Genomic DNA, 19,810 nt, shown 5'->3' on the forward strand with positions numbered 1-19,810 from the left:
TAAAAAAAACGAATTGCATATGGGACTTTAAAATTTTCTTCAAGCACTGTAGATTCCCATATAGGGATAACTATTTAAATTTATTGATATAACCATCCAATCCGTCATATCGCCGTCTCAACTAATTTCACTCTCTTTTCTAAGGTTAGGTATTTTATGCAAACGTTACAATCAACAATAGCAGCACAAGTTTGGTCTTATTTTTCGACGATTTGCTCAATCCCACACCCTTCCAAGCATGAGCAGCAGCTTGCAGACTGGATCATCCATTGGGCGAAACAGAAAAAACTAAACTGTATTCAAGATGAAAGCGGCAATCTCATTTTAAAGAAACCGGCAAGTCAGGGTTATGAAGGTAAAACCCCTGTCATTCTGCAGGCACATCTGGATATGGTGCCTCAGAAAAATAACAACAAAGAACACAATTTTTTAACCGATCCAATCAAACCGGTAATCGACGGTGAATGGCTGCGCGCCGATAATACAACTTTAGGCGCTGATAATGGTATCGGCATGGCAGCTTGTTTAGCCGTATTAGCAGATGGCACTCTGCAGCATGGCCCGCTTGAGGTACTTTTAACCAGCGATGAAGAAACAGGGATGACCGGCGCATTTGGCCTGAAAGAAGATGCCCTGCAGGGGAAAATCCTGCTTAATACCGATTCAGAGCAGGAAGGTGAACTTTACGTCGGTTGCGCAGGGGGCATTAACGTTAATGTTGCTCTGCCCTATGAGATTATGGAAAGTGAACCGGACGACAACGCTTTTGAAATAACCCTGGAAGCATTAAAGGGCGGGCATTCAGGTTGCGATATTAACTTAGGCCGCGCCAATGCAATTAAAACATTGGTCTCTATCCTACATAATCTCGATGCCATTCCCTTTAACCTGGCCTATTTTGAAGGCGGGACGTTACGCAATGCGATTCCACGGGAAGCAAGCTGCATTATCGTATGTGATCCTCACTATCAAAACAGTTTAGAAATGATCATCCATACCCTGCAGCAAAAACTGTGCAGTGAATTTAAAACATCTGAGCCTGATTTACAGCTCTCTGTAAAATCCTGTGATTTACCAAGCTTTATATTGACCCACCAAAGTCAAACTAATTTGTTAAACAGCCTGCTGCATTGTGATAATGGCATTTTCAGCATGGATAATCATTTTCCCGATGTTGTGCAAACCTCATCAAACCTGGGCGTTGTTGCACAAAACAGAAATAATCCCCGCGTTTTTGATATTCAGGTACTGGTGCGCTCCCAAATTGAGCAGGAAAAACAAACAATCGCGCAGAAAATTGCCGGCCACTTTGAAAAACATGATGCAAAGGTTCGTTTACAAGGTGATTATCCTGGTTGGACACCCAATAAACACTCTGCTATTTATCAAATAATGGAACAGCAATACCTTGCTCTGTTTGCTAAAAAACCCAAAGCGATGGTGATTCATGCGGGTCTGGAATGTGGTTTGTTCAGCACGCAATACCCGCAATGGGATATGATCTCCTTCGGCCCGACGATTAAATTTCCCCACAGTCCCGGTGAAAGAGTCAATATCGCCAGTGTTGATAAATTCTGGCAACTGCTGGTAGCGACCTTAAAAGCGATTGACTGAACGGTAAAACGTAATTCATCACCTGATCAAAGGGCCTAACAGGTGATGAATATGTAAAGCCGCTGATGTTGTACGGAGCTGCCGAAAAAAGATTTTAACCGCCGGATTGCTTTTTCTTTATCTCCTCTACATGTTCAATCAGTGTATCCACGGTTTCCTTTAGCAGATCCAGTTCATCGATTGTGAGGTCACCTAACTGTTCCAGGTTGTACTCAATTGTTTCTATAATTCTTTTATGGGGCCGAAGCATAGGCCTCATGAAGTAGCCGGTAATCGTGGCGACAATCGCGCCAAAAAACAGGCTGGAGCCAATCACTATCCACAGACCGCCGACTAAGCGTGCAGTCATAGATACCGGTGAATCAGCAATGCCGGCCGTGGTAAAGGCAGCCACTCCCCAATATAATGCATCACCATAGGTAGTAATAGATGCACCGGCAACATTCAGCTCGGCAAAAAACAGTCCCGCTGCAAATAATAACCACAACAAGATCAACATCAGCAACATTGTTGTAAAAGGAGTATGCGCGGAGATATCTTTAAAAAACCTTTTAAAGCGTGTCGTTTTTTTCCTTTTTTTCATCTTTTCTTCCTTATTAACCTGTACAGTGCCTGGATAAACAGGTTGTGGAGAACTGGTAAGATTCCAGCTGTATGGTGATATGATCGATATGCTTATATGCCAGTAGCTTGGCAGTGACCACTTTTAATACCTGTTCGCGATCAAACTCATCATTAATAACCAGATGCACACTCAACGCGTTTTCTGTCGTTGACATCGCCCAAATATGTAAATCATGGACACTACTAACCCCTTCTATTTCCTTTAATAATAAAGCGACTGATTTTGTATCAATCTGCTCCGGCACACCATCAAATAACAGGTGTAAAGATTGTCTGAACAAGGACCAGGTACTTGCCACGACCAATATTGCAATCACCAGACTAACCACCGGATCCAGCCAACTCCATTGCCATTGCAGATAAAGTCCCCCCGAGAGAACCACGCCGAGTGAAACCAACGTATCGGCACTCATATGTAAAAAAGCTCCTTTAATATTAAGATCTTCTTTACTGCCCGCCATAAACAGCCACGCGGTCACCGCGTTAACCACTACCCCAGCGGCGGCCACCCAGATAATGACCTCGCCTTGTAATTGGGTTTGTTGTGCAAATCGTCCAATCGCCTCCCAGGCTAACATTCCCATGGCTAGCATCAAGAAACTGGCATTAAAGAAACTGGCTAAAATAGTCCCTTTCTTCCAGCCGTAAGTGCGCCGGTCATTTGCCAATAAGCGCGCCCCGAGCATACTCAACCAGGCGAGTATTAACCCGGCGACATCACTGAGGTTGTGTCCGGCATCGGCAAGTAAAGCCAGCGAGTTGATATACCAGCCATAAAAAGCCTCGATACAGACATAACTGAGATTAAGCGTAATGCCAATAATAAATACTTTTCCATAATCTTTATCTGGCGCACGATGATGAGAGTGAGAATGCATAACCACTTCCTTTGCGAAAAAGCTTCTTGTTTAAGCGTTGGCCGCCAAAGATCACCATTGAACTTTCTTGTTTTTGAACCATTCTGTCTATTCGATTCTCTTATTTACCAAGTTGTTTCTGTTCTACCGCAATGTTATTGAAACTTGAGTCGGGGCAGCAACTGCCATAAAATGAAAAATCGGAAATCACCGCGCCAAGTACAAAACTTAATATAACTTCGGTCAGCTACACAGCGCTGCTCTGATGATTAAGTAACGACTCCCTCAAAAGTGCTTCGGTGCCGGACAAATGTGATATTACCCAAGCAATCTGGCCGCATTTACAATCCCTGCTGAAAGCGTAAGCGTAAAAGCAACAGATTAAGAGGATTTGAAGTTATTGTTACCTTTTATTACTGCTGTCCTCCCTGCAAATATTGCTGCATCTGCGCCATATGTTTTGCCATTAAAGCACTATATTGCGCTTTCTGCTGCTCTGTTAATACTTGTAAAGCCTGATGCTGCGCTTTTAACATATCTATTTGATTATCAACCATCAATGCCTGATGTTTGCTTATCATTTCGCGCGCTTTATCTTCATCAAATGTTGAGTTATTAAGCAATAACTGAGACTCCGCCATATGGGCAGGCATATTGACCATTATCTGTTGCTGTCTTTGCGGCATTGTTGACACTGCTGTTTCCATAATCGATCTAATTTTTTGCAGCTGTTCATCTGTCAGGTTTAATTGCGAGTCGAACATACCGCCATGCATCATGCCGCAATGCATCATACCGCCATGCATCATGCCGCCGTGCATCATGCCACCATGCATCATACCGCCATGCATCATGCCGCCGTGCATCATGCCACCATGCATCATACCGCCGTGCATCATACCGCCATGCATCATGCCGCCGTGCATCATACCACCATGCATCATCATTCCCCTCTGTTTAGAAGGCGGATTATTATCCTCCTGACTCACTGAAGTGCCGGCAACGCTAAGACCGAGTGCCAATACAATGAGGCTAAGTTTTTTGTTGTTCATACTCTACTCCTGATCAACTTATTGAATAATCAAACCCATCAATTTCGCCATCTGAAATAACAGGTAAGAAAAACTATTATTAAAACGGTTTATACCATTGCAAGTGTAGCCTCGATTAGATCCTTAAGGTCAATGATTACAATAAAAATTGAACAGTAATCTCACTCGGTAATGAGGAAAACGGGTAATCGGCTAACCCGCTGTGCTGTTCAATAGCGTCTATACTGGAGTATATGTTGAATAACAAAGGGGAGATATCATGCCAAAAACGTTATTACTGATCGCTAACGCCAGCACTGCACGCATTTTTAACTACCTGGCAGGTGAAGAGTTTAATCTGATTAAAGAGTTTGACCATCCGCAAAGTCGTCAGAAAGGAAGTGATCTGGTCAGTGACCGCCCGGGGCATAATCAGGGGTCAAGTGGAGGACATGGCGAATTTACTCCGGCAACTAACCCCAAACAAGTTGAAGCAGAGCGCTTTGCTCGTGAGTTGGCTGGCTGGTTAGACGATGAACGTAAACAAAATCGCTGTCATCAACTGATGCTGGTCGCACCTCCGAGTTTTTTAGGGATGCTGAACAAATCTATTAATGAGCAGACGATGCAGTTAGTTTACCAATCTCTGGACAAAGACTACTCGCAGGTTATTCAGCGCGACCTGCCGAAGATGTTGGATTTAAGGATTAAGAAAAGATCAGATTACCTGTAAACTCAGCCACCTCAAGATGTATATAGTTACATCTTGAGGCTGTTTGACCGTTAGTAAAAATTTAGTGCGGAAAATTGGCTAAACCCACTTGAACAGATCATGGACAAAGAAAATAGCAATCTCAACAGTAATCAACCAGATAATAATCCATTCCAATACTGCGGAATGCTGGTGATTTGTCTGATCGGCAAGAATATTAAGCATCTCCTGAATGACTTCCAACTTGCGATTGAGAATATCCAGGCGTATTGAAAGCTCCTGATACTCTTCGGTTTTATGGTAATAATGATCCAGTTCAGGATATTCCCAGAAGAAATCCGGTTTATCGAGCAATTCATAATGCAGGTTAACACTCGATTTGGTCAAAAACAGATGCCCGCGCATACGCGAAATTTGGTTGCGGCTGAGTTTTATCTTCCCGTGTTCTGCCAGATATTTAGGAATTGGCGATGTCTCTTTAATGGTCTGCTCAACCTGCTCTTCAAACATCTCTAATTTGACCGATTGTGCGAGCGTATGGGATACCGCCAACTTAACTAGCGGTGCCTCATTATCCAGTACCAGATGATCATTATGTAAGGTGAAATGGTTGCCATGACTAAAACTTAACTCATCCTGTAAACATTTGGTCATCGGCTTCTGTAAAAAAGGTAATATATCCTGCTCTATTTGCTGACGTTTTTGATGACTTACATTCCAATAAACGATAGTGGCATAGGCAAAAATAAACACATCTCCCTGGTCTACATCAAGATGGAGTGTACTGCGGTAGAGGGCTGAACGGTAATTTTTTTCACAAAATTTAACCACGTCATTAAAATCAAAATTACTGCCATAACATACGGCAATTAGACTGGATTGGTTCTCTGGGGAACTCACGATTTTATTCCTTGCTTACATATATTAAAGGACGCCGATATTGACACCCTTACTGCTTTTTTACCCTATTCAGCCAGCTCTATTGCGAAGAGGGGTAAAAAATCACCGCATCATACAACTATCACCAGGATTAAAAAAGAGTAATTTTCAACAGAAGCAAGGCTTTTTCACTTTAGTTACCAAACCACACTTTGAACGTTTTTTACTCATCAGGAAATGAGATAAATAATAGGGAAAACTGCCCCCTTATTGGTACGGAAAAACACCAAGGAGTAATAGTCTTAATCATAAATCTTCTAAAAAGGACAGCAGGTTTTCACGATCCTGTTGGCTGAGTTTTAGTACCGCCTGTTTATGTTTTTCCGCTTCACCGCCATGCCACAATAACGCCTCTAGAATACTGCGCGCTCGGCCATCATGTAAAAAAGTAGCTTCCGGGTCAACCTGTTGCGCAAGGCCTAATCCCCATAATGGTGGTGTGCGCCATTCATTTGCTTGCGCCAAATACTCCACTTGAATATCACCTTTCACAAACTCACTATTTTTATCAAAATCGGTTAATTCCAGTCCCATATCATGTAATAACATATCCGTGTACGGATAGATTTTCTGTCCGGACAGCTCGGGAAACTCGCTTGAACTCACCGTGCTGTAACTTTCAGTATGACATTGCTGGCAGCCAATCTCGTTAAACACTTTTTTACCTGCCAGAACATTCTCTGCATAAGCATTACGGCGCTGTGGTACGGATAAATGACTGGAATAAAAAGCCACTTTATCGAGCACTTTAGTTGAGACTTCGTAATCATATTCAGCAACCACATCACCATTACCGTCCGGGGCTGCTTTACAATCCTCCTGATGGGATAAACAGTTTTCTTCCGGGAATAACTCTGTGGTTAATCCCATATCACCGATAAACGCACCGGCGGCTTGTTGACGAATGGTCGGCTGACCAGCTTTCCAGCCAAAGCGGCCTAAGGTGACTTTATGATCAGCCACTGACCAAACATAGTTAGCACGGCCGGAAATACCGTCCTGATCACTATCGTGAATATCTTGTTGTGCCACAATCTGTTGTTCATCGATCAGAGCAATTAATCCTAAACCGATCATAGCCGGTGCAACACGGGGAGATAAGACAGTATCTTTATCTATGTCACAACCGTTGGCTTTAATATGCCAACTTGGTTTACGCAGCTCCTGAGTAAAACCATCGGAAAATGTTACGGTTAAATACTCGTAACTGACTGCCTGACTGGCCTCTTCTGCAATACCGAAATTTGACCGGTGCTGCAGTTGTCCGCCGATGCAGCTGTCCGGCACATTGGCTATTAATGACAAATTGATTGCTTCCTGCTGCTCACTGCTGATAACACTTTTTGAAACGCGTAATAACATACTGTTAAAATCGTTGCCTTTTTTCCCTATTTCGGCTGTTGAAGCATGCCCTCTTCCATCACGGATATGGCAATCCTGACAAGCGTTATTATTAAACAGCGGTCCCAAACCATCTTGTGAGCTAACCGATCCCGCGCTTTGTGCCCATGGCTCTTCGAAGAATTTATTACCGCCGTTAAACTTTAAGATATTTCTGGCACTTTTCATATTTGCAGATGGTGAAGAAAATGCCGAGGCATGGATATTTTTCACGCTGGTTTCGCCTGCCGAAAGGTGCTGTTGTTTATCTATATACTCGCCAGCCTGGCAATTAACAGAGATAAGCGCTAATAGGGAAAAGGTAATTTTGTTCATGATAACCGTTTGTTTTTTATTGCTTAAAATAAAGCCACCTCAAGGTACAAATTATTGCACTTTGAGGTAGTTTGAGTCTATAAAACCACAAAGACAGCTCCTGTTTTACCCGGGCTGTCTTAAGTTAATATATTGATTTGGAAATATTATACCAATTCCGTTAATTAGATGATCTATTTAGGCATAGGAAAAATGGATGAAAGCAAGGTATTAATTGCAGTAACTAGTTGTTCTAATTATAAAATTAATAACAAACACTAAAACGTAGTTTTATGTCTAGCTAGCATTCATTTTAACCAGCATAAATGCAGAGATAATTATCGGATTTGGTATTAGTCTCCGTCACCAGATAAGATCAACGCTTGCAGTGATAACAGCTCTTCAACCGAGTTAAATGCTGATTGCAGATCGACTAGTTGGTAAACTGCTGCAAAAGCAGCTGTTTTCTCAGGGGCATCATCCGCCTGGCCGATAATTTGATCAAAACGGACAGGCTCGGAGCGTTCACCTGCGTTATAAATCACCTGCATATTTTTTTCGATAGCATTTAAAGCATCATCAAATTGTTTAAATACCTTCGGGTTCTGCTGATTGATATAATCAGCCAGACTTGCACCTGTAATGTGTTCACCGTCAATGGTCTGGTAACCACCGTAAAAAGCGTTACGTATCCCCTGCAGATTGTAATAGATTGCAACGTGGCTTAAGTCGCTGAAACAATCATGCTCCTGCTCCGGATCTAAACTTTCTAAACCCTCGTGCATCCGAGCCGATGCAAGTTCATCGATCGCCATCGCTTTCATTGCAAATATCATATAGCGCAGGCCATCTTTTGCTGTTTTAAAGTTATTTGCCAGCGTGCCTTTGCTGTTAGCGGCTTGTTCAGTCCACTCTGCAGTCATTGCGCTTAAGTCATCAACCAGCAGTTGTGTTACCACACTTAAGTAAGCACGGCGACGGTCACAGTTGGCTGCGCTGCACAGTCCGCTTTTATCTGTTTGGAAATCGTTCACACTGCGCTCACCCGCCCCCGCTTTAGTACCATTTAAATCTTGCCCCCAAAGCAGGAATTCAATGGCATGAAAACCAGTTGTTACGTTTGCTTCACCGCCAACCCCGTTTTGCGCAATTAGATACTCTTTACTAATCGCAGTCCCCTCTTTCTGATTGATGATCCCGGCATTTTTATTACCTTTGACATAATCAATTGCTTGTTCATCCAAAGGCCAGGCATTGACTTGCCCTTCCCATTCATCGACACTATTTAGACCGCCGTCTCTATCAAGCTCCGCATTGATAGTAATATCGGTATCCCAACGCAGGATTTCTGACTGCTGATAAGGAATCCGGGCAAGTTTATAAGCTTCTTTGGCACTGTTCAGATTTTGTTCCGTCGGGTCTGCCAGCAAGGCTTCAACTTTTTTCTGCAAATTTAAGGCTGTCGCTAATGAATCAGCATAAGCGGCATGAGCCATCTTAATGTAGTTATCTTTGATATCCTGCTCAGTAACTATGGTTGTTGCCGGCAGGCGCTCTTCTGCTTTATCGGCAAATGCCGCAAAAACCGCAGCAGCCGATAATGAAAGTGCTGCAGCAGCAATAATTTTTTTAGTTAACATAAAGCTATCTTCCTTGTTTTGATTTACACATAATGCAATGATAGTGATTATTATTTGCAGATGATAATCGCTATCATTATCAAAGACAAGGTTTTTGCCGAAAAGGTAAAAAGAAACTTATGTTTAAACAGAGAGTGCTGACAAGTTGAGTTGGTTAGAAAGTATTATCTCCCCCCTGAGTTTTTTATTTGAAGCAGACAAGCGTATCTACTGGTTGTATCTGCTGAGCAGCGGACTGCTTGCTTTTTTTATTTCCGGTAAGCAGTTTTTTTCAGTGAAGCTGTGGTTTAACCGATCCAGTTTAGTCGATCTCTGCTGGCTGTTTATCAATCAATGGATTTTTAAACTTTTGGTTATACCGTTATTCGCCCTGCAGGTCAGTTATGCGTTAACTATTAATAATTTTTTAACTGATTTGTTTGGATCGGGAAATTACTGGCAGTTAAATCAGCCTGTTCTGGTCATTTTGTTTACCTTTATCCTGTTTATCAGTCAGGACTTTGCTAAGTTTTTGGTACACTTTACACTGCATAAAATTCCCTTTTTGTGGCGCTTTCATGCTGTCCATCACAGTGCAACCACCCTGACTCCTTTGACTTTATACCGTATTCACCCTGTAGAGATGTTAATTAACAGTCTGCGCAGTTTATTGATTGGCGCGCTGGTAAGCGGTTTATTTGTCTACCTGTTTAAAAATCCGCTTGGTATTACCCAGATCCTGGGCGTTAATCTATTTGTTTTTATCTTTAATATTGCAGCGAGCAATTTACGCCATAGTCCGGTCTGGCTGGGATTTTCTAAATGTGAATATTTGTTTATCAGCCCTGCACAGCATCAGATCCACCACAGTGCTGCAGTACAGCATTTTGATAAAAACTTTGGCAGCGCACTGGCAGTGTGGGATTATTTGTTTAACTCATTACTGCTGAGTAAAGAGCAAGCAGTCAAAAGTTTTGGTCTTGATAACAAAGGTATTAACCGACAAAACCTTAAAAAACAGTGGCGCGGTATTAAAAGCTAGTTTTAGCACTTCAGTTAGCTTTCACCAGCATAAGGGAACTCTTATGGCGGTAATACCAAATCCGATAATTATCTACTCATTTATACTTGCTAAAATGAATGTTAGCTAGACATAAAACTACGTTTTAGTCTTTGTTATTAATTTTGGAATTAGAACAACTAGTTACTGCAATCAATGCCTTGCTTTCATCCGTTTTTTCTACGCCTAAATAGATCATCTAATTATCGGAATTGGTATAACCATGCCTTCAAGACTATTGATAAGTTTTTCCGTTATGCTTTAACCAGCCGTGGATGTGACGGCCATTAGGATCTTTATGTGTCCAATGGACAACACCGCCCTTTTGGTTCCACTCATATTCACCGTAAAACTGCACTTGGTCGCCTTTAGACAGTGCGCTTATTTTTGGTGCCAAATCAATGTTATGAGCGATTAATAGCGTCTGCCCGGAAGGCAGTTGTAGAATAAATCTCTGATGTCGGGAGCCTTGCAGATCATCTGCTAACAGTTGCTTTACGATCCCCTCCCCCTGTACCTGTACATCACTTTGACGATTTTCAAAGGCGCGCTTTAAAATTGCATTATTACCGGATTGGGCATTCTCGCTTTGCGATACCTCATTCACCAATGAACTTATCTTATTCGGAGAGTCCCCCAGCCATTGATAGATCCCAACAATAACTAACAGGATAATTAAAATTTTCTTCATCGCATTAACCTTGTGCTAAATAACCTCAATTCTGGAATAATAAATATCCGTAGAGCTTACTTTTGCTCAACAAAAATTAACTGTTCGGTATCAAAGCCCCGCTCTTTTGACATGCTGATGAACTTCTCCAACACCTCCGTGCCAATCTTGGGCGTTCTGGATAACAACCATAAATAATCAAAATCAGGTCCGGAAACAAAAGCATACTGATAGTTTTCTTTATCCAGCTCAAAAACAACGTAGGAGCCATAAAATGGCCCAAAGAATGATACTTTTAGATAGCCCTGATCTCTTTCGTTGACAAAGTAAGCTTTGCCCTTCGCTTCCCGCCACTTATTTTCAAAGTTTGAAAAGCCACGATTTAAAACCGCGACACCACCATCATCCTGCAGTGTATATTCCGTGGAAACCTGACTGAGACCTCTTTCAAAAGAATGATCAAGCCGGGCAATTTCATACCACTTCCCCAAATACCTGGACAATTCAAACTCATTCACCGGCTTAATTGATTCAGGCATCCCCAGACAGCCGCTAAGAATCAGCACACTTATTATCAGCAGTATTTTTGTCACGTTATTCTCCTTATAAGACGCCTATTAATGTATTGAAAATTAACCGCTTCACGGCAAACATCACCAGTTGAGGGAGTACAAAACAGGTAATAATATAGATAAACCCAGCCAGACGATGATCGTCAGAGGAACGCCCACACGGACAAAATCTGTAAATTTATACCCCCCCGCATGCATTACCAGCAGATTGGTCTTATAAGCCATGGGAGTGGCGTAACTCATATTGGCACCGAACAGCACAGCAATAACAAAGGGTTCGGGATTAACCTGCAGTTGCTGCGCGATGCTGATAGCAATGGGAGTGCCAATGACTGCAGCGGCATTGTTGGAAACAATATTGGTCAGGATTGCCATCAACAACATCAATCCCGACAGAATGATAGCCGGAGAAGCCCCCGCCGTTAAAGCGACAAACACTTGTGCCAAATACTCCGCACCGCCGGTTTTCAATAATGCAGCTCCCATCGCCAGACTCGCCGCGACAATCAGAATAACCTGGGTACTCAGTGCCATAGAGGCATGGCGCCAGGTCAGACAGCCTGTGATCAGCATCAGCAGCACACCACAAACAGCACTGATAGCAATAGGCACGCCTCCCAATGCTGACACAACAATAATCCCGGCCATAATCAACAGAGCCGTAACTGCTTTATCTGTGTGCGGCAGATCGGCCGTCGCATCGAGAACCAATAGCTCACCGGCACGTTTGATTTCGCCAATGGTTTCCTGATTCCCCTGTACCAGAAGAACGTCACCAATGCGCAGACGGGTCTGTGCTATTTTTTCACGCAGGGTCTCTACCGAACTTTGCCCCCGATGTATTGCCAGCACCATTAACTGATAGCGATCATAAAAGTTTAGTTGCTTCAAGTTCATTCCCAGCAGAGGCGACCCCTGTATTACAACGATTTCTGCAATTTGTTGTCCTTCGCCGGATAATGGATGCTCTTCATCCACCTGAGTATCTCCGACAAAGAGCATGGCACCCAGAGCACTTTCGAGTTCCTTAAGGTTGTCCGGCGTGTCATTCACCATCAACCTGTCCCCTGCCTGAATTTGCGCATCCGGCAGCGGCACAATATAGGTTCCGCTGGCGCGCATGATACGTGATACCTCCAGCAACCCTGAGCTTTTTTCGATCAGCTCTGTCAATGTTTTACCGACGGAAAAACCATCTTCCAATATCACCAGTTGCGCAGAAAATATTCTTGGAGAGGTATCGGTGAGCATTGCTTTGCGTGCGGGCAGCAGACGAGGCGCAATCAACCACAAATAAACAATAGCAATGCCGGCAACGATCGCAGCCGGTACAAAAAAATCAAACATCTGCAACCTTCTCAAGCCCATATCAGCAGCCACTGAAACCACTAACAGATTGGTCGAGGTACCAATACTTGTGCTCATTCCCCCCACCAGCGTCGCAAATCCCATTGGCATTAACACCCCCGAAGCAGGCTCTCCGGTGCGCAGAGAGACACTGATCAGAATAGGAAGCAGCAGCACGACTATCGGAACATTATTAACAAAGGCACTGAGAAAGGCACCGACCAGCAGGGTCAGCAACATACTTAATGCCGGACTAACTCGCCATAAACGCGCCAGAATCCGGCCCAGAGGAACCAGTGCCCCGGTACGCACTAGCCCGTTTCCGGCAATCATCAACGCACACACTGCCACCAGCGCCTCATGGCCAAAACCACTGAAAAACTGCAACGCCTCAAGGTGCTGTCCCTGCGGGTTGGCGTAAGGAAAAACGGTAAAACCGATACTCAGCATTGCCAGAATAAACAGACTCGACGTCTCAATGGCAATAGATTCTCTGGTGAACAGAAACAGTGCTAGCAAGACCAGCAATAATACTGCCAGTGCATGCACATCAGGAAGCTCTGGTAAATTCATTATATTGATGGCGGGCACCTGTCAATTAACCTTTTCTATTTGCATGCGCAGTACAAATAATTTGTGGGTCAAGGCTTGCTCTAAAGATATTTTCTACGCCCTCTTGAGAGCAGGTTGGATTTTGTTTCTTGACCATAAGTCACCTCAATATTAGGCATTATTTCTATTAAAGCTAATTGAAGATGTACAAATCAGCAAGTTATGAATTGTGTCTTATTGTATAAATCAGATGGCAAGGGCTGCTGTTGAAGATCCAACAATCTAAAGCGGCACCGTCATGGGACGAATAAGCACCTCCCCGTGTTTATAGTAGTAACAGCTGGCAAACCAGCGTTTTCTGAAGCAGAATAGGTAGCTTAAATCTATTCGATCCCCATATATTTACAAATTTCCCGTTGAATACGCTTAACTTCTTCGATAGAAACAACGAACTCCTTGGTGTAACCACTATCAAACATACGTTTTTCAGCCGCAATAAGTATGCCATTTGATTCGGAATCTAAAGGTGTTCTAAGTATCACTCGATCAATTTCAAAGTGATACATTATAATTGATTGCATATTCAAATAAGTATCATTGGTTATTTTTAACGCTTTTTTCATTTTTTAAACCCTTAGCTGGAAAATGTTTACTTTGTAAAAAGAATGCCCTAATCGGCCATGCAAAAAAAGTGTTTTATTATGTGTGATAAATGAAGTTGGTTAAAACGTGCGACCTGTCGTACACAGCCCGGTTTTATTATGAATCGGGTATCATAGGCTTGATCATCCCGGTAGAGCCTGTCCCCTGGAATATAGGATTAATTTTCTAACGTAAGCTTATACATAGCAAATCCGATAATGACCTATTCATTTATGCTTGTTAAAATGAATGCTAGAGCGCCATATAGTTTAAAAAAACAGCACCAGCGAGAGCCCAAATGGTCGAGGTAAGGCAGATTTTTGAAGATCTAGTGAGCCTAAATCGAAAAAAAGTTAACGTAACATGCGACCATTTGGGCCTCGCCCTTCGGGAGCGCCTAAAAATCGTCCCATACGATTTTGTGCAATTAGAATAACTAGTTACTGCAATCAATGCCTTGCTTTCACCCATTTTTCCTGCGCTTAAATAGATCACCTAATTAACGGAATTGGTATAACCTCAGCTCTGGATAGACCAATCGATACAACTCCGTTAGTTCCGCGTATGTCTGTGTTAAATCATCGTAGCAATAGCCGGCTATTGCTACGATGATTTGCCTTGCACTACACAAAGCTAACGGTACTGTATAATATAAAACGTTAACGTTATGATATTAAAAGCAATGACGCTTTTATTATCCAGAGTTGAGGTTCATTAGCGCAGAAACTAAGAAAAACAAATTTGATTTCTGCCGTTTTTTTTCGCCAAATAAAGAGAGTCATCTGCTTTTTTTATAAGCATACTCACGCAACTGTCTTTGTCAGGAACGATTGCCGCCAACCCTATACTGGCCGTTAAAGTAGGAAGCATGGGAGAGTTTTCATTGGGAATCTTTAATAAACAAATCTCATTAAGCAATTTTTCAACCAATATCTTAGCCTGCTCCAGAGGCGTACCGCCACACACTATCACGAACTCCTCACCACCATAACGAGCACATATATCACCAGGCCTTTTATCAAACTTTTTTAACACATCTGCAACTGCTTTCAGGCATTCATCACCCGTTTGATGCCCATAGGTATCGTTCAACAGCTTGAAATAATCAAGATCAATTAACGCAAGCGAGATAGGCATACTAAGGCGATGGCAGCGCCGCCATTCGCTTTCCAAAAATTCATTAAAGTATCTGCGATTAGCAATATTAGTAAGACCATCAATACGTGACAGCTTTAACACCTCTTGTTCAGCAAGTTTTCTCTCGGTAATATTTTGATGAGAAATCACAAAACGGTGAGCCCCCTGTATCGTAAAGCCTGTTACACGCATCATAAACCAGCGCTCCTGATCCGGACTATGGCAGGGATATTCAAAATAAAATCTTTCTGTTTCGGCTTTGATGACAGATCTGATCCCGCTCGCGGCTTTGATGCCAAAATCATCCCCCATAGCAGCTGCTTTATCACATTCGCTTAAATAATTAATATCCTTCCAGGTTTCGTCAATTATACAGGCGTTGTTTTGCCCGAATGAGTACCAGCTTTTATTTACAAAGAGAATATCCCCTTTATTATCTATGACCGCAATATGATCAGTTATCGTATCGAGAAGTGACTTTACAAACTCATATGATTCAATCATTTACAATATCCATGTGGCATGCATAATGTCCAAATATGGCGTACAAAACCGCGACATACACTTTACCAGACAAAAAACAAATACGGGGAGAGCCTAAGCTGTTTGTGAAGAGCAAATTATTCATACCTGTGATTTTTATAATAATACTCTTTATCATGTTCACTGATTGGGCGCAGAACGCGACAAGGGTTGCCGACAGCAACAACATTTTCAGGGATATCCTTTGTCACCACACTACCCGCGCCTATTACCGTATTTTTACCGATAGATACCCCCGGCAGAACCACTGAATTAGCACCAATCCAGACATTTTGTCCAATATGTACGGGGATATTGAATTGCGCAACTTTCTTTCTCAATTGCGGCTCGATGGGATGACCAGCTGTCGCGATGGTAACATTAGGGCCGATCATAACGTGATCACCGATATAGATATGCGTATCATCAACCAGGGTCAGATTAAAGTTAGCATAAACACTATGTCCGAGATGAGTATGCTTCCCCCAGTTAGCATGCAGTGGCGATTCGATATAACAATTATCCCCCATTTCAGCCAGAAATTGACTCAAAATAGCTTGTCTGCGTTTCATTTCAGTCGGGCGTGTATGATTAAAATCATAGAGCAGATCGAGGCACCGTAACTGCTCATTTGCTAACGTATCATCATCACAGAAGTAGATCTTTTGACTATGCATTTTCTCTTTGATACTCATGGCTTCTCCCCGTTATGCTTTGAGCAAAGTCTAATGGCAAAGGAATTAATAAAATGATCAAGTGTTGCGCAGACAAAATCTGCACTAACAATGCGAGGGTTGCAGGAGATAGTTATACCAAATCCGATAATTATCTATTCATTTATGCTTGTTAAAATGAATGCAAGCTAGACATAAAACTACGTTTTAGTCTTTGTTATTGATTTTGTAATTAGAACAAGTAGTTACTGCAATCAACGCCTTGCTTTCATCCATTTTTCCTACGCCTAAATAGATCATCTAATTAACGGAATTGGTATTACTCTCACTTCACAAAATCGTATGGAACGATTTTGAACAGCTTTAGCTGGCCACGAAGTGATGAAGAACCAGATGTTCTGAATCAAACTCACAACGTAGTGAGGGTCTATTTTAACCAGCGAGACTGATCACCTTTTTAGTTGCTTTGCTATAAACACCGCAGTAGGAACTTATTTCACTGCCGCAACAAATGCAATTTCAAGCAGGTAGTTCGGATCGGCTAATTCAACTTTTAAACAGGCGCGACTTGGCGCACAACCTTCAGGCAGCCATGCTTGCCACGCATTGTTAAAGATTGCCATATTCGAGAAATCGGTAACATAAATCGTAACAGATAATATTCTGGATCTATCACTGCCTACACTCGCCAACATTTCATCAGCCTGGGCAAAAACCTGCTCAATTTGACCTGCCATATCTGCGCTTTCATCCTCAGCCACTTCAACAAAATGCGCCATTTTATTAAACACAGTCACATCTGACCAATTAGCACTGGGATTGATACGTTTGATATCCATTTTATAACCTTACAAATAATAAATAAGATAAAATTTTACCAGAATTAAAAGCAATTGGATCAACAATATAAAGAAGATATGTGTCGTTTTTCATAAATTTGTTGCTGTTTATAAATCAACAAATAATATCGCAGACAGCAGCGTGCTGGTTTGCCCTGTTTTCCCCATGTTTTTTGAACAATTGGACCGCCTCATATATATGTTGCTTTGCTTTTAGTTTTACGGAAAAATCGGAAGGTGAGCGAGCAAATTCTGCTCACAACTCGTTGGGAGGCAGGAAAATACGCTTACTGAAACGTTACCCAGCGCAGTCACCCGTTATATTTTCACCTTTATTAATGGCAGCATTTCTGCGGCTTTGCAACAAAGTATACCCCCCGCTTGATACGATCAGCAAACTACCCAGCAAGGTGATTAAATCGGGTTTTTCTGCAAACACAAAAACCCCAACAAGCAATGCAAACAGTAAACGGGTATAACGAAATGGTGAGACAACAGATACATCACCGGATCGCATGGCAATGGTCAGGGCATTATAGGCAGCAACACCAAAAAGAGTTGCGCCGATAATCTGCGCGCTGGAGATTAAATCAAGTTGTACAGGCTCACCACTATAGAGCAGCATCAACAATCCAGTGGGCATCAATACAAAAAAACCGTACACGCCCAGCTGCATATTAGACAACACCGGTGGCGCAGCCCGGGTTGCTAAATCACGTCCGGCAAAACCTAGGGTGGCAATAACAGCAAATAATGAGGCGGCCTCAAAACCTTCAAGACCTGGGCGGATAATCATCAACACTCCCAGAAAACCGACTACAACAGAAAACCATCGCTTGATTCCAATCCGCTCACCAAAGATAAACGCAGCACCGAGCATTGCAATCAAGGGTGTGGCTTGAAGAATAGCGGAAGCACTGGACAATGGTGTTAAGGTAATTGCTAAGGCAAAGGTTAATCGTCCGGTCACTTCACAGACTGCACGTAATAATAGCGGACGAGACAAAATAGCAGGATGAAAAACTTTTTCCCCCCTCTTCAGGGTCAACAGAATAAATACCAGCATCCCGCCTAAACCGAAGAGCGCTAAAATCAAACCAATAGCAACCCTGCCCGCCGCTGCCTTAACAAACATATCTTCGATGGCGAAAGCTGCCATAGCAATCACCATAAAAAGACTGCCTCTGGTATTATGCAAAATAGCACTCCATTTTTATGTTATAGCCTGGCTGTTTACAGGATTTCTTCAGCGCTCTAGCCAACCTTCACTTCATTAATTTGAGGTTGTTTTTCAAACATCTCTTTAAAAAATACAAAGCAGCTATCTTCTGTTGTCATTTTATTTTTCCCCATTAGTTTCTCGGCAATGCTTCGGTATTTATCCATTTGAAATACCCACTCCAACTCCCGGGTCGGATCATCCCCCTCTTCGAATAAAGCGCAGGCACCTAGCAGATACCTGCTTCCCTGATATTCAAACTCACTATACCATCCCCAATCCTCAGCATCGGGCGCTGTTATTTCAAATTGATTTTGCAATTCCTCTCTCAGCCAATCCAGCAGGGAAGCACCATAAATTGGATTGATAGGATTTTTTTTCTCTTTTGCAAGATCAAACATTGTGGTTTTGAAGTAAATTGTCTGATTCATCGTCCACCTTGACTATTGACGCTTTTCCCTGTGAGTTTGACAACGAAGATGGGCTTGGGTATAGGCCTTATCCCAGAATGCAGCAAACTCACTGAATGCCATAACACTTCAATATTGCTTTTTGCAGTGCACAACAGTGCATGGCTTGATGATCTTTGCAAACAGGTCCGGGCGTCATATTCGCAAAGAAGTTTTTACCCGGAACTGAGCAGGTGCGGTTTTATTTTTTCTGGTAATGGCTCTCAGCTTGCTGCATTTTAGTTCTGCCACGTTCCATCAACGCCTGGCCTTTCGCTATTTCAGCCTCTCCCTCAGAAATATCACTATGTCCACGCTTAACAAGTTTACTACCCGCGGAAATATCTTCTTCTCCTTTGCTCCATGCTTTGGCAAATTTTTCCAGTTTGGTAGTCAGCAGTAATGCATTTCCCCCTGAATCGGGGCCTTTAACGGTTTGATAAAGTGCTTGATAAGCTTGTCGATTATTCTTCACTGCAACATTCCCAGAAGCAATTAACTGCTCTCCTTCGTGCAGATAGGAACGACCTTTTTTAACTAATTTCTGACCTTTTTGTACCTGCTTATCACCAGCAATTGAATCTTCTTTTCCTTGTTCCCATTGCTCTGCCAGCGCAACTCGAGACTCTCCGTCAGCAAGCACTCGTTCTCCAAAAGTAGGTTTAGTTGAGCAGCCTGTGATGCCCACTAAACCCGTTAACAAAATAATACTTATCAATCTTTTCATACAATTTATTCCGATAATATGTTCGCAGTGAACTGCCATATCATGCTACTTATAAAAATCACCTGCAAGCTTTATTCAATACGCAAGCCCTTTGCCAGGGCACTTGTTATACTAATGCGGGAAAGCATATACCCATGTTACTTCAAAATGCTTTGTCAGGCACGAGCTCGGAGACCAGAGCAAGACGCAACATGAGGTAATGGTTATTCCCTTTTCGATTGGTGCAACGCAGCACTGGTTTTCGAGCCAGCGCCCCGTAGGGCAAGGTTAATTGCACCAATCTGCTTTGTTATAAAATATCTCTGTAGA

Annotated in this window: 19 protein-coding genes; 3 read left to right on the forward strand and 16 right to left on the reverse strand. The window is 42.6% G+C overall.

All coding sequences use genetic code 11. The annotated features are described in order from the left end of the window. The first annotated feature begins 156 nt into the window (after positions 1-156). A complete protein-coding gene (locus tag ABZA00_RS03445; RefSeq protein WP_372880747.1) occupies positions 157-1,614 on the forward strand; it encodes an aminoacyl-histidine dipeptidase in 1,458 nt (485 codons plus the stop codon). A 94-nt stretch (positions 1,615-1,708) separates the two neighbouring features. Here the strand turns inward: ABZA00_RS03445 and ABZA00_RS03450 are convergent, their stop codons facing one another. The 3 genes from ABZA00_RS03450 to ABZA00_RS03460 form a co-directional block, all read right to left on the reverse strand. Then, positions 1,709-2,197 carry a two pore domain potassium channel family protein gene (locus tag ABZA00_RS03450; RefSeq protein WP_372880748.1) on the reverse strand — a complete coding sequence of 163 codons (489 nt, stop codon included), beginning with the start codon at positions 2,195-2,197 and terminating at the stop codon, positions 1,709-1,711. 13 nt (positions 2,198-2,210) lie between these two features. Further along, positions 2,211-3,116, reverse strand: a complete 906-nt coding sequence (locus ABZA00_RS03455) for a cation diffusion facilitator family transporter (RefSeq protein ID WP_372880749.1) — start codon at positions 3,114-3,116, stop codon at positions 2,211-2,213. A 392-nt stretch (positions 3,117-3,508) separates the two neighbouring features. Beyond that, complete coding sequence (locus ABZA00_RS03460; protein WP_372880750.1) at positions 3,509-4,147, reverse strand: Spy/CpxP family protein refolding chaperone; 639 nt, start codon at positions 4,145-4,147, stop codon at positions 3,509-3,511. A gap of 259 nt (positions 4,148-4,406) precedes the next feature. Between ABZA00_RS03460 and ABZA00_RS03465 the strand changes: the two genes are divergently transcribed. Beyond that, the gene (locus ABZA00_RS03465) at positions 4,407-4,859 is read left to right on the forward strand and encodes a host attachment protein (protein ID WP_372880751.1); all 453 of its coding nucleotides are present in this window, start codon (positions 4,407-4,409) and stop codon (positions 4,857-4,859) included. A gap of 78 nt (positions 4,860-4,937) precedes the next feature. On the opposite strand, the gene ABZA00_RS03470 is transcribed toward ABZA00_RS03465, so the two are convergent. The 3 genes from ABZA00_RS03470 to ABZA00_RS03480 all read right to left on the reverse strand — a co-directional run bounded on the left by ABZA00_RS03470 (position 4,938) and on the right by ABZA00_RS03480 (position 9,112). Then, positions 4,938-5,738: an RMD1 family protein gene (locus ABZA00_RS03470; RefSeq protein ID WP_372880752.1), complete on the reverse strand. Its 801-nt coding sequence runs from the start codon at positions 5,736-5,738 to the stop codon at positions 4,938-4,940. A 285-nt stretch (positions 5,739-6,023) separates the two neighbouring features. After that, positions 6,024-7,493: a di-heme oxidoredictase family protein gene (locus ABZA00_RS03475; RefSeq protein ID WP_372880753.1), complete on the reverse strand. Its 1,470-nt coding sequence runs from the start codon at positions 7,491-7,493 to the stop codon at positions 6,024-6,026. Between the two features lie 332 nt (positions 7,494-7,825). After that, positions 7,826-9,112 carry an imelysin family protein gene (locus tag ABZA00_RS03480; protein ID WP_372880754.1) on the reverse strand — a complete coding sequence of 429 codons (1,287 nt, stop codon included), beginning with the start codon at positions 9,110-9,112 and terminating at the stop codon, positions 7,826-7,828. Between the two features lie 145 nt (positions 9,113-9,257). Here ABZA00_RS03480 and ABZA00_RS03485 point away from each other — a divergent pair, with 145 nt between their 5' ends. Continuing rightward, positions 9,258-10,133, forward strand: coding sequence for a sterol desaturase family protein (locus ABZA00_RS03485; protein ID WP_372880755.1), 876 nt, complete (start codon positions 9,258-9,260; stop codon positions 10,131-10,133). A 253-nt stretch (positions 10,134-10,386) separates the two neighbouring features. Here ABZA00_RS03485 and ABZA00_RS03490 read toward each other — a convergent pair whose 3' ends face one another. The 10 genes from ABZA00_RS03490 to ABZA00_RS03535 form a co-directional block, all read right to left on the reverse strand. After that, the gene (locus ABZA00_RS03490) at positions 10,387-10,842 is read right to left on the reverse strand and encodes a DUF3465 domain-containing protein (RefSeq protein WP_372880756.1); all 456 of its coding nucleotides are present in this window, start codon (positions 10,840-10,842) and stop codon (positions 10,387-10,389) included. A gap of 56 nt (positions 10,843-10,898) precedes the next feature. Next, positions 10,899-11,414, reverse strand: coding sequence for a lipocalin family protein (locus ABZA00_RS03495; protein ID WP_372880757.1), 516 nt, complete (start codon positions 11,412-11,414; stop codon positions 10,899-10,901). Between the two features lie 60 nt (positions 11,415-11,474). Next, positions 11,475-13,331, reverse strand: a complete 1,857-nt coding sequence (locus tag ABZA00_RS03500) for an SLC13 family permease (RefSeq protein WP_372880758.1) — start codon at positions 13,329-13,331, stop codon at positions 11,475-11,477. A 344-nt stretch (positions 13,332-13,675) separates the two neighbouring features. Continuing rightward, complete coding sequence (locus ABZA00_RS03505) at positions 13,676-13,915, reverse strand: hypothetical protein (protein ID WP_372880759.1); 240 nt, start codon at positions 13,913-13,915, stop codon at positions 13,676-13,678. Positions 13,916-14,660: 745 nt separating this feature from the next. Further along, positions 14,661-15,575, reverse strand: coding sequence for a diguanylate cyclase (locus ABZA00_RS03510; RefSeq protein WP_372880760.1), 915 nt, complete (start codon positions 15,573-15,575; stop codon positions 14,661-14,663). A 116-nt stretch (positions 15,576-15,691) separates the two neighbouring features. Further along, positions 15,692-16,288 carry a sugar O-acetyltransferase gene (locus ABZA00_RS03515; RefSeq protein ID WP_372880761.1) on the reverse strand — a complete coding sequence of 199 codons (597 nt, stop codon included), beginning with the start codon at positions 16,286-16,288 and terminating at the stop codon, positions 15,692-15,694. Positions 16,289-16,758: 470 nt separating this feature from the next. Further along, positions 16,759-17,106 carry a RidA family protein gene (locus ABZA00_RS03520; RefSeq protein WP_372880762.1) on the reverse strand — a complete coding sequence of 116 codons (348 nt, stop codon included), beginning with the start codon at positions 17,104-17,106 and terminating at the stop codon, positions 16,759-16,761. A gap of 298 nt (positions 17,107-17,404) precedes the next feature. Next, positions 17,405-18,304 (reverse strand): DMT family transporter, encoded by a 900-nt coding sequence (locus ABZA00_RS03525; RefSeq protein WP_372880763.1) that lies wholly within the window; start codon positions 18,302-18,304, stop codon positions 17,405-17,407. Between the two features lie 56 nt (positions 18,305-18,360). After that, the gene (locus tag ABZA00_RS03530) at positions 18,361-18,756 is read right to left on the reverse strand and encodes a hypothetical protein (protein ID WP_372880764.1); all 396 of its coding nucleotides are present in this window, start codon (positions 18,754-18,756) and stop codon (positions 18,361-18,363) included. A gap of 220 nt (positions 18,757-18,976) precedes the next feature. After that, positions 18,977-19,501, reverse strand: a complete 525-nt coding sequence (locus tag ABZA00_RS03535) for a hypothetical protein (protein ID WP_372880765.1) — start codon at positions 19,499-19,501, stop codon at positions 18,977-18,979. Positions 19,502-19,810 lie beyond the last annotated feature (309 nt).

Origin of the sequence: Psychromonas sp. (assembly GCF_041586535.1) — a bacterium.
In the GTDB taxonomy this organism is placed as follows: domain Bacteria; phylum Pseudomonadota; class Gammaproteobacteria; order Enterobacterales; family Psychromonadaceae; genus Psychromonas.

Coding starts and splice junctions, on each gene's coding strand:
- ABZA00_RS03530 (WP_372880764.1), bottom strand. CDS start 18,756: ATGAATCAGACAATTTACTTCAAAACCACAATGTTTGATCTTGCAAAA.
- ABZA00_RS03475 (WP_372880753.1), bottom strand. CDS start 7,493: ATGAACAAAATTACCTTTTCCCTATTAGCGCTTATCTCTGTTAATTGC.
- ABZA00_RS03460 (WP_372880750.1), bottom strand. CDS start 4,147: ATGAACAACAAAAAACTTAGCCTCATTGTATTGGCACTCGGTCTTAGC.
- ABZA00_RS03510 (WP_372880760.1), bottom strand. CDS start 15,575: ATGATTGAATCATATGAGTTTGTAAAGTCACTTCTCGATACGATAACT.
- ABZA00_RS03505 (WP_372880759.1), bottom strand. CDS start 13,915: ATGAAAAAAGCGTTAAAAATAACCAATGATACTTATTTGAATATGCAA.
- ABZA00_RS03455 (WP_372880749.1), bottom strand. CDS start 3,116: ATGCATTCTCACTCTCATCATCGTGCGCCAGATAAAGATTATGGAAAA.
- ABZA00_RS03480 (WP_372880754.1), bottom strand. CDS start 9,112: ATGTTAACTAAAAAAATTATTGCTGCTGCAGCACTTTCATTATCGGCT.
- ABZA00_RS03445 (WP_372880747.1), top strand. CDS start 157: ATGCAAACGTTACAATCAACAATAGCAGCACAAGTTTGGTCTTATTTT.
- ABZA00_RS03465 (WP_372880751.1), top strand. CDS start 4,407: ATGCCAAAAACGTTATTACTGATCGCTAACGCCAGCACTGCACGCATT.
- ABZA00_RS03535 (WP_372880765.1), bottom strand. CDS start 19,501: ATGAAAAGATTGATAAGTATTATTTTGTTAACGGGTTTAGTGGGCATC.
- ABZA00_RS03515 (WP_372880761.1), bottom strand. CDS start 16,288: ATGAGTATCAAAGAGAAAATGCATAGTCAAAAGATCTACTTCTGTGAT.
- ABZA00_RS03450 (WP_372880748.1), bottom strand. CDS start 2,197: ATGAAAAAAAGGAAAAAAACGACACGCTTTAAAAGGTTTTTTAAAGAT.
- ABZA00_RS03520 (WP_372880762.1), bottom strand. CDS start 17,106: ATGGATATCAAACGTATCAATCCCAGTGCTAATTGGTCAGATGTGACT.
- ABZA00_RS03490 (WP_372880756.1), bottom strand. CDS start 10,842: ATGAAGAAAATTTTAATTATCCTGTTAGTTATTGTTGGGATCTATCAA.